Genomic DNA, 6240 nt, shown 5'->3' with positions numbered 1-6240 from the left:
GCTGAGTAGCGCGGGGCGGGCGCCACCTGGCCCGCGCATCCACCGCACGCACTTCAACTTCACGCACTTCACCCCCCACAGGAGTCAGCAATGACGCAGAAGACCTTGCAGGATCTGTTCATCCACGAATTGTCCGATATCTACAGCGCCGAGAAGCAACTGACCCGCGCCCTGCCGAAGATGGCCCGCGCCGCCAGCGACGCCAAGCCCTGACGCATACCGGGAGACTGTCATGGCCACCACACCCGATCCCCGAGACGCCAATATGCCCGGCCGCAACCGGCCGGGGCCGCCGGACCAGTCGCCGGCGGAGCTGCCCGACCCGCCGGCGCGCAAGCGCGAACCGGATCGGCACGGGCGCTGGCCGCCGGACGGCCTTCCCAATCCAATGCCGGGCGTCGACCCGCAGCAGACCCCGGGCATCGACCGCCTTGGCGATACGGGTCCCGAACAACAGATATGGGTGCGCAGCTGGCGCTCGCTCTAGGAACCCCCATGGACATGTATGTGCCATCCTCTTTTTCCCCGGCGATCCGCGGACGCCGCTTGCGCCTGCCCGCGGACGCCGCCCATCCGCCCGCCGCTGGCCGAAGGCCGCGCACCGCCCTGAATGGCTTTGCCACGGCGCTGCCGCCGGCCCTGGCCGAGCGCCTGGACCAGCGCCTGGCGCTGGCGCACCGCGAAGCCTGGGTGCAGCGGCTGTGGGCCCGCGATGCGACGCTGTGGACCGGCGCCGATGAAGACCGGTGGCTGGGCTGGCTGCGGCCGGGCGCGGGGCCGGCCCGGCCGGCGCGCCTGGCCGCCATCTGCCGCCGGCTGTGCGTGGCGGGCCACGCCGACGCGGTGTTGCTGGGCATGGGGGGCGCAACCCTCGGGGCCGAAGCGCTGGCCCACATCCTGGGCGTGGCCGCGGGCGGCTTGCGCCTGCACGTCCTGGATTCGACCGACGTGGCGCAGATCCTGGCCCTCGAAGCCCGCCTGGACCTGACCCGCACGCTCTTCGTCGTGGCCAGCAAGTCGGGCGCCACGCTGGAATCCGGCATGCTGGCCGCGTATTTCCAGCAGCGCGTGGCCGCGCTGCTGGGACGGCGCGAGGCCGGCCGCCGTTTCGTCGCCATTACGGACCCCGGCACGCCGCTGCAGGCGCGCGCGCTGCGCGACGGCTACGCCGCCGTGTTCGAGGGCGAGCCCACGGTGGGCGGCCGCAATTCGGTGCTGTCGCCGTTCGGGCTGGTGGCCGCGGCATTGCTCGGCCACGATCCCGCCGCGCTGCTGCGGGCCATGCAGCCCATGCTGCGGGCCTGCTCGACGCAGGTGGCGCTGCATCGCAATCCGGGGCTGGTGCTGGGCGCGCTGCTGGGCGAGGCCGCGCTGGCAGGCCATGACAAGGTCACGCTGTTGGCGGACCCGGGGCTGCGGCCGCTGGGATGCTGGCTCGAACAGTTGCTGGCCGAGTCCACCGGCAAGGACGGCAAGGGTCTGATCCCGGTCGCGGACGAGCCCCGTTGCCAGCCCGCGGCATACCGCCGCGACCGCCTTTTCGTGCACCTGGCCAGCGCGCAGGCGCCGGACGCCGCGCTGGCCGCGCACGCGAGTGAACTGGCCGCCGCCGGCCACCCGGTGCTGACCTGCACCAGCGGCGTGGGGTTGGCGATCGGACAGGAGTTTTTCCGCTGGCAGGTGGCCACCGCCGTCGCCGCGGCGGTCCTCGGGGTCAACCCTTTCGACCAACCCGACGTCGAGGCGAGCAAGGCGCGCACCCGGGCGCTGGCAGGCGGCGGGGCCGTCGCCGCGCAGGCGGATGAACCGTTGCTCGTGGAGGGCGCGCTGGCCTTCCATGGCAAGACCGCCACCGCCACCGCCGCATCCGCGGCGGCATTGCTGGCGGCGCACGCCGCGCCGGCCCGGGCGGGCGGGTACATGGCGCTGCTGGCCTATCTGCCGCGCGGACCGGCCTGCGAAAGGTGGCTGGCGTCCGCGCGCGACTGCATCGGCCGCGGGACTGGCGTCGCCACGCTGGGTGGCTTCGGCCCCCGCTATCTGCATTCCTGCGGCCAGTTGCACAAGGGCGGCACCGCCTGCGGTCGATTCCTGTTCATCACCGCGGACGCGCCGCGCGAGCTGGCCGCGCCCGGCTATGCGGCCGGCTTCGGCGCAACCCAGGCCGCGCAGGCGCTGGGGGACATGGAGGAGCTGATGGCGCGCGGCCGCCCGTGCCTGCGCGTGCATATCCAGGGCGACCTCGACGCCGGGCTGGCGCAGCTGGACACGCTGTTGCGCAGGGCATTGGCGCCGGCCACGCTGCCGCCGCCGCTTGCGCCCGGCGCCGTCCAGGCAGAAGCGCGCGCCCGCCACGCGCAATCCCACACCACGCCCATGCCGGGCGCGGCGACCGCTATCGGAGAGATTCCATGAAGACCACACTGATCATCGCTGCCGCGATTGCCGTCAACACGCTGGCTGTCGGCCCGGCCCTGGCGCAGGCCGGGCAATCCAACGGCGGCGCGGCGCCGCCCGCCGCCACGCCCGACGCCAGCAAGCATAAGGGCGAACCACGGCCGCCGGCGCAAGCGCCATCGCGGCAAACCCAGCCCGGGGCCGGCGCCCGCCACGAGCCGCCGCAGGGCGAACCCCGGCCAGCCAAGGAAGACCGGCCGGCCGAGCGGCTCGGCGGCGAAGGCGGTTCGGACAGCCGCGGCGCGCCGCGCAGCCAGGGCGGCACCGGGTCGACCGGCCAGGGCGGCATGCCCGGCTCGGGCGCGTCGGCCGGCTCGGGCGGCACGACCGATACCCGTTGAACGGCCGATACCCGTTGATCAAGCCGGCCCCGCGCCGGCGCGACGCTCGTCGCCGCCGGGCGGGGGGCGACGCGCCAGGTGCAGGATGCTCTCCGGCAGCGCCAGCGCGATGCCGGCGGCCTGCAGGTCGCGCATGACGCCCAGGTAGATGGCCTGTTGCAGGTCCATGTAGCGGTTGTAGTCGGCGCTCATCACGTAGTAGACCGCCTCGAATTCCAGCGCGCTCTCGGCCATCCGGGCCAGGTGCGCGCGATCGAAGCGGGTGTCGGGCTGCCGTTCGATCTGGGCGCGGATGATGCCGGGCACGGCCGCCACCTGGTCGACCGGGGTGCGATACGTCACCCGGATCGAAAAGACGATGCGCCGCTGCTGCATGCGTTTGTAGTTCTGGATCGTCTGCTTGAGCAGTTCGGTGTTCGAGCAGACGATCTGTTCGCCGCCCAGGCTGCGGATCCGCGTGGTCTTCAGGCCGACGTGTTCGATGCTGCCGGCCACCGTGCCGAAGACGATGAAGTCGCCCGCCTCGAAGGGCTTGTCCAGGCCGATGGAAATCGACGCGAACAGATCGCTGAGGATGGTCTGGACCGCGAGGGCCACCGCCACGCCGCCGATGCCCAGGCTGGCGACCAGCGCGGTGATGTTGACGCCGACATTGTCGAGCATGGCCAGCAGCACGATCACCCAGACCAGCGCCCGCAACAGGAACGAGAGCAGGGTGGCGGTGATCGACCCGGCCCGTCCGCGCGCGGCCACCGCATGGCTCAGGCCGACCTCGATGCCGCGGTCGAGCCACAGCGCCAGTTGCAGCGCCGCCAGCACGAACCACAGGTGGCCCGCGCCCGAACGCCCGGGAAACGGCGCGCCGGTCAGGTCGGCGGCGACCAGCAGCGAGGCCAGCGCCAGGATCAACCAGCTGGTCCGCCGCAGCACGCGCGCCGCCGCGCCGGCCGCGCCATGGCCGGCCGGCTGGGCCAGCCGCTCCAGGCGCGACCGTGCCAGCCGCAACACCAGCGTCAGCGCCAGGAACAGCGCGACTCCCAGCGCCACGGCGGCGAGCCACAGGGCAATGGGATGGTCGGCGGGCGCGCCGGAAAACCAGGACGTCAGCATATCGTCTCCTTCATGCGTGAATGCCGGCGGGCAGCAAATGCCGTGCCGCCGCTGGCACCGGGGCGAGGCACGGGAGTTGCTGTGGAGTTCACACACTCCGCAAAGACGAGGCACACCATGAAAGCCAAAGACAGCCACACCCATTCCTCCCTGGACGATACCCCGCGCGAGAGCCAGGCCAGCCACAGGGATACCCAGAACCGTTCGAAGAAGGCGGGCCATACCTCGCAGATCGGCACCGGCCAGGACCAGCAAAGCCAGCGCAATCGCGGCGCCGGCGCGCGCAGCAAGCCCTGAATCGCGGCGGAATCGGCGCGCGGCATCGCCTTGCGTGCCGCCCTCGCGCCCGCCTGCCTCGCGCACGGCAAGGAGAAAATCATGAGACATCATTCGTATCGCGGCCAGCGCCTGCAGGCGCTGGCGCTGGCCTTGGGCATGGCGGTCGGCCTGCCGGTCGCGACCCGCGTCGCCGCCGAGCCGGCCACCGGCGGCGCGGGACAGGGGGCGCAGGAATCCGGCAAACCCGCCCCGGCGCCCGCGCCCATGCCGCCCAACGCCGCGCCCGGGCCGTCCAAGGGCGACCCGTCCGCGCCGCCGCCCACCATACCGAAGGGCGCGCCGGCCGATGGCGCCACCCAACCCACGCCGGGGCAGGGCACGGTCAAGGGGTCCACGGCCAACCCGGCGCCTGACGGCCGGTTGCCCGGCGGCAGGGCGGGCTCGGGAGGCAGCAAGAGCAACGAATTCGGGCGGTAGGCGGCGGCCGGGGGCGGGCGAATGCCGGCCCTGGCGCGCATGCCGCGAGGCTGGCCGCGCCAGGTCGCGGCGCCGCCAGCACGGTTCAGGCCGGCAGGCGCGACAGCAGGGTCAGCGTGGCCAGCAGGGCCGCGCCCAGCGCCCACAGCATCAGCGCCAGCCGCAGGCTCAAGGACAGTCGGGCGCGGCGCCGGGGCGGGTCGACGGCAAGGGGCAGTGGTGCGGCGGCGGGCGCCTGGTCGGCATTGGCCGCGGCAACCCGGACGGCGCCTGAACGCGCCCGCGGCGGCGTCAGCGACACCACCGCGTTGCCGATCAGCACCGAAGACGAAGCCGTCTTGGGGTAGCTCATGGCGGACTGCTCCATACCGACGCCTGCCGGTACTGCTCGGCCCGCGCCAGCGTTCTGTAGAAGTCGGCGCCGGCGCGGACCAGGGCCTCGATTTCCCGTGGCGACAGCTTTTCCTTCAGTGCCGCCAGGCTTTGCGCGTAGTCGGACAGGACCTCCGGCCAATCGGCCAGGGGCCGGTCGGAAACGGAGGTCGCCAACATGCGCGCCAGCAACTCATCACGGTCCATGGCACGATCCCCCGGGCAGCCATACCCGTCGCGGTCATTACTTGTCGGTGGCCTGTTTCAAGGTCTTGGCCATCTGCAAGTGCTGTTGCAGGGTGGGCAGCGTCTGGATGGCGAACTGCTTGACGTCGGGGTCCTTGACGTCGTTCGACGCCTTTTCGAACAGCTTGACGGCATCTTCATGCGCGCCCACGCCGATTTCGTCGGCGTAGGCCTTGTCGAAGCCCTCGTCGCGCAGGCCCAGCGCCTGCAGGCGCGCCTTCTGCACCAGCGAAGGCTCGGTGGGCACTTCGTACCCCTTGCTCTTGGCTAGCGCGGCCAGTTGCTGCCCGGCCTTGCCATGGTCATCGATCATCTTCTGCGCGAAGGTCTTCACCTCGCCGCTGCGCGCCTTTTCCAGGGCCAGCTTGCTGCCCTCGACTTCCAGGTGGCCGGCCTGGGCGGCGTTTTCCATAAAGTCGCGATCGCCGCTGTCCAGCTTGGTCGGGGCCGGCGCGGATGGGACGGCCTGCTGCGCCATGCCGGCTTGCGGGCCGCCGAGAGCGAACAGCGCGAACAGCGAAACCGTGGTCAGGGTGCGGAGGGTCATGGAATTCTCCTGGAGTTGGATAGGGCATCGTGAAAGGGGTGGCGAGCATCGATGACGGCCAGCCCATCAGGCCGCCTTGGGCAGCAGCAAGCCGCGTTCCCGGCGGCGGGGGCCGGACCACAACGCGGACCACAACGGGGCAGCGGTATTTTTTACCGCCGTGGCGCAATGCCCCGGTATCGCTTGACGGCGCATGGCTCAAGGGCGCGCCTCAGGCCGCGTCGTCGTCGGGCGCCGGGCCGGGACGGCCGCCGTTGCGTGCCGCGTCCGGCGGCGCATGCGACACGCCGGCGCCGGTTTCGTCGACCACGCCGTCGGGGGCGATATCGCTGCCGGCATCCTCCGGCGTCAAGGGGTCGGCGGCAGGCCGGTCGCCGGTGCCTTGGGCGTCGCTGTCGCTGTCGCTTTGAG

At 72.3% G+C, this 6240-nt stretch carries 9 protein-coding genes and 2 pseudogenes; 6 read left to right on the top strand and 5 right to left on the bottom strand.

The window, feature by feature from the left end:
• Window positions 1-90: 90 nt before the first annotated feature.
• The 4 genes and pseudogenes from DK459_RS03065 to DK459_RS03050 all read left to right on the top strand — a co-directional run.
• Window positions 91-201: pseudogene (locus tag DK459_RS03065) on the top strand (DUF892 family protein); the annotation flags it as partial.
• A 31-nt stretch (window positions 202-232) separates the two neighbouring features.
• Window positions 233-487, top strand: coding sequence for a hypothetical protein (locus tag DK459_RS03060; protein WP_045953269.1), 255 nt, complete (start codon window positions 233-235; stop codon window positions 485-487).
• Window positions 488-495: 8 nt separating this feature from the next.
• The gene (locus DK459_RS03055) at window positions 496-2415 is read left to right on the top strand and encodes a transaldolase (protein WP_158288268.1); all 1920 of its coding nucleotides are present in this window, start codon (window positions 496-498) and stop codon (window positions 2413-2415) included.
• Window positions 2412-2798, top strand: a complete 387-nt coding sequence (locus tag DK459_RS03050) for a hypothetical protein (RefSeq protein WP_054443904.1) — start codon at window positions 2412-2414, stop codon at window positions 2796-2798. Before DK459_RS03055 ends, DK459_RS03050 begins: the two co-directional genes overlap by 4 nt.
• A gap of 18 nt (window positions 2799-2816) precedes the next feature.
• Here the strand turns inward: DK459_RS03050 and DK459_RS03045 are convergent, their stop codons facing one another.
• Window positions 2817-3908, bottom strand: a complete 1092-nt coding sequence (locus DK459_RS03045) for a mechanosensitive ion channel family protein (protein WP_054448441.1) — start codon at window positions 3906-3908, stop codon at window positions 2817-2819.
• Window positions 3909-4025: 117 nt separating this feature from the next.
• Between DK459_RS03045 and DK459_RS03040 the strand changes: the two genes are divergently transcribed.
• Window positions 4026-4205 carry a hypothetical protein gene (locus DK459_RS03040; RefSeq protein ID WP_020928704.1) on the top strand — a complete coding sequence of 60 codons (180 nt, stop codon included), beginning with the start codon at window positions 4026-4028 and terminating at the stop codon, window positions 4203-4205.
• A gap of 81 nt (window positions 4206-4286) precedes the next feature.
• Window positions 4287-4664 carry a hypothetical protein gene (locus DK459_RS03035; protein WP_038504065.1) on the top strand — a complete coding sequence of 126 codons (378 nt, stop codon included), beginning with the start codon at window positions 4287-4289 and terminating at the stop codon, window positions 4662-4664.
• 85 nt (window positions 4665-4749) lie between these two features.
• Here DK459_RS03035 and DK459_RS03030 read toward each other — a convergent pair whose 3' ends face one another.
• The 4 genes and pseudogenes from DK459_RS03030 to DK459_RS30575 form a co-directional block, all read right to left on the bottom strand.
• Entirely contained in the window at window positions 4750-5016 is a 267-nt protein-coding gene (locus DK459_RS03030) for a hypothetical protein (RefSeq protein ID WP_070540816.1), read from the bottom strand.
• Window positions 5013-5243, bottom strand: a complete 231-nt coding sequence (locus DK459_RS03025; RefSeq protein WP_006384560.1) for a hypothetical protein — start codon at window positions 5241-5243, stop codon at window positions 5013-5015. Before DK459_RS03025 ends, DK459_RS03030 begins: the two co-directional genes overlap by 4 nt.
• 37 nt (window positions 5244-5280) lie before the next feature.
• Window positions 5281-5829: a DUF4142 domain-containing protein gene (locus DK459_RS03020; RefSeq protein ID WP_020928701.1), complete on the bottom strand. Its 549-nt coding sequence runs from the start codon at window positions 5827-5829 to the stop codon at window positions 5281-5283.
• 211 nt (window positions 5830-6040) lie between these two features.
• Window positions 6041-6240, bottom strand: a pseudogene (locus DK459_RS30575) (hypothetical protein); the annotation flags it as partial.

This window comes from Achromobacter sp. RW408 (assembly GCF_003184165.1).
Classification (GTDB): domain Bacteria; phylum Pseudomonadota; class Gammaproteobacteria; order Burkholderiales; family Burkholderiaceae_B; genus Achromobacter; species Achromobacter xylosoxidans.
This window is presented reverse-complemented; position numbering and strand designations above follow the sequence as displayed.

Excerpts from the sequence above, each read along its gene's own strand:
- DK459_RS03060 (WP_045953269.1), top strand. The coding sequence starts at position 233 with ATGGCCACCACACCCGATCCCCGAGACGCCAATATGCCCGGCCGCAAC.
- DK459_RS03030 (WP_070540816.1), bottom strand. The coding sequence starts at position 5,016 with ATGAGCTACCCCAAGACGGCTTCGTCTTCGGTGCTGATCGGCAACGCG.
- DK459_RS03050 (WP_054443904.1), top strand. The coding sequence starts at position 2,412 with ATGAAGACCACACTGATCATCGCTGCCGCGATTGCCGTCAACACGCTG.
- DK459_RS03045 (WP_054448441.1), bottom strand. The coding sequence starts at position 3,908 with ATGCTGACGTCCTGGTTTTCCGGCGCGCCCGCCGACCATCCCATTGCC.
- DK459_RS03020 (WP_020928701.1), bottom strand. The coding sequence starts at position 5,829 with ATGACCCTCCGCACCCTGACCACGGTTTCGCTGTTCGCGCTGTTCGCT.
- DK459_RS03035 (WP_038504065.1), top strand. The coding sequence starts at position 4,287 with ATGAGACATCATTCGTATCGCGGCCAGCGCCTGCAGGCGCTGGCGCTG.
- DK459_RS03055 (WP_158288268.1), top strand. The coding sequence starts at position 496 with ATGGACATGTATGTGCCATCCTCTTTTTCCCCGGCGATCCGCGGACGC.
- DK459_RS03040 (WP_020928704.1), top strand. The coding sequence starts at position 4,026 with ATGAAAGCCAAAGACAGCCACACCCATTCCTCCCTGGACGATACCCCG.
- DK459_RS03025 (WP_006384560.1), bottom strand. The coding sequence starts at position 5,243 with ATGGACCGTGATGAGTTGCTGGCGCGCATGTTGGCGACCTCCGTTTCC.